The organism is Streptomyces phytophilus (assembly GCF_013870535.1).
Taxonomy (GTDB): domain Bacteria; phylum Actinomycetota; class Actinomycetes; order Streptomycetales; family Streptomycetaceae; genus Streptomyces; species Streptomyces phytophilus.
This window is the reverse complement of sequence record NZ_JACBXC010001440.1, coordinates 1-1,434: the sequence shown is the minus strand read 5'-3', so window position 1 is coordinate 1,434 and position 1,434 is coordinate 1. Positions and strand designations below refer to the sequence as shown.

General features: G+C 73.4%; 2 protein-coding genes. One reads left to right on the top strand and one right to left on the bottom strand.

The window, feature by feature from the left end:
• Positions 1-705, bottom strand: a 705-nt coding sequence (locus H5J30_RS33150) for a GntP family permease (protein WP_309505706.1), incomplete at its 3' end; no start/stop codon positions are given.
• A 241-nt stretch (positions 706-946) separates the two neighbouring features.
• On the opposite strand from H5J30_RS33150, the gene H5J30_RS33145 reads away from it, so the two are divergent.
• A partial coding sequence (locus H5J30_RS33145) for a winged helix DNA-binding protein (protein WP_508471136.1) occupies positions 947-1,434 on the top strand: 488 nt, incomplete at its 3' end.

Here is a 1,434-nt window from a genome sequence, read left to right as displayed (position 1 = left end):
CGGCGCCCCGGCGGAACCCGGGCCGCCGCCGACACCGGCGGGGACCGCGGCCTTGCCGTACACGGCCTCGCGGACCTCGTCCGAGATCTCGCTCTCCAGCTTCGGCCCCATCCAGCGCGCGTACCCGATCACGATGGGCAGCAGCACCACGGAGAAGGCCAGACCCGCCAGCACCAGCGCGCCCAGCTCGGCGCCGAGGATGCCGGCCACGCCCAGCGGGCCGGGCGTCGGCGGCACCAGGTGGTGGGTGAGGGTCATGCCGCAGCCCAGCGCGAGCGCCAGCGTCACGTACCCGGCGCGCTTGACGCGGGCTATGGAGCGGGCGAGCGGGTTCATGATCACGTAGCCGGAGTCGCAGAACACCGGGATCGAGACGACCGCGCCGGTCGTGCCCATCGCCCACGGCTCCCGGCCCTTGCCGAACGCCCGGACGAACATCCTGGCCAGCGCGTCCGCGGCGCCGGAGACCTCCAGGATCTTGCCCAGGCCCACGCCCAGGCCGATCACGATGCCGATCGATCCCAGCGTCGAGCCGAAGCCCGCGGTGATCGAATCGAGGATTTCCGTGGCGGGCGCACCCGCGACGAAGCCGGTCACCAGTGAGGCGACCAGCAGTGCGACGAAGGCGTCGAGCCTGGTGCGCAGCACGATGACGATGATCGTGGCGATACCTAGCACGAGCGCCGCCAAGAGCTGAAGATCCACGCCGATCCTCCTCCGACTCTGCTGTGGACGTCCGTTCGGACAGGCACATCATGCACGCGCAACCTGCGCGAAACAAGCAGTCCAACCAAGATTTTCTGCGCAGTCCGCGCAACTATCCGTTTCGGGCCTGTCCCACATGCTCCGGTACCGGGCCGCCAGGCCGTAGGGTCGTCCTGCCCGAGCCCCACGTGACGGTCATCACCGCCGCTCACCGCCCGTTCCCGCCATGAAGGAGTCGCCCGTGTCGGCGCCCTCGCCCCGCACGCAGCAGGCGCTGCGGCAGCGGAACCTGTCCCTGGCCCTGCGCGCCGTGGCCGCCGGGGGCCCGCTGTCGCGCGCGGCCGTGGCGGCGCGGATCGGGATGACGCGGGCGGGGGTCGCGGCCGTGGTGGACGAGCTGCTGCGGGCGGGGCTGCTGGTGGAGCTGGGTCCCGGCCGCCCGGGCACGGTGGGCCGGCCGGGCAGCGCGCTGGCGCTCAACGACCGCGGGCCCTGCGGGCTCGGCGCCGAGATCGGCGTGGACCACCTCGCGGTCTGCGCGGTGGACCTGAGCGGCCGGGTACGGGCCAGGGTCGCCGCCGACGCCGCGAACCGCGACCACCCGCCGGGCCCGGTGCTGGAGCGGCTCGCCGGGCTGATCGAGCGGGTCGTGGCCGAGGTGCGCGGCGAGGGCCTGACGCCGACCGACCAGCGCTACTGCATCAACTCCGTCTCCCTGCGGCTGCTGCC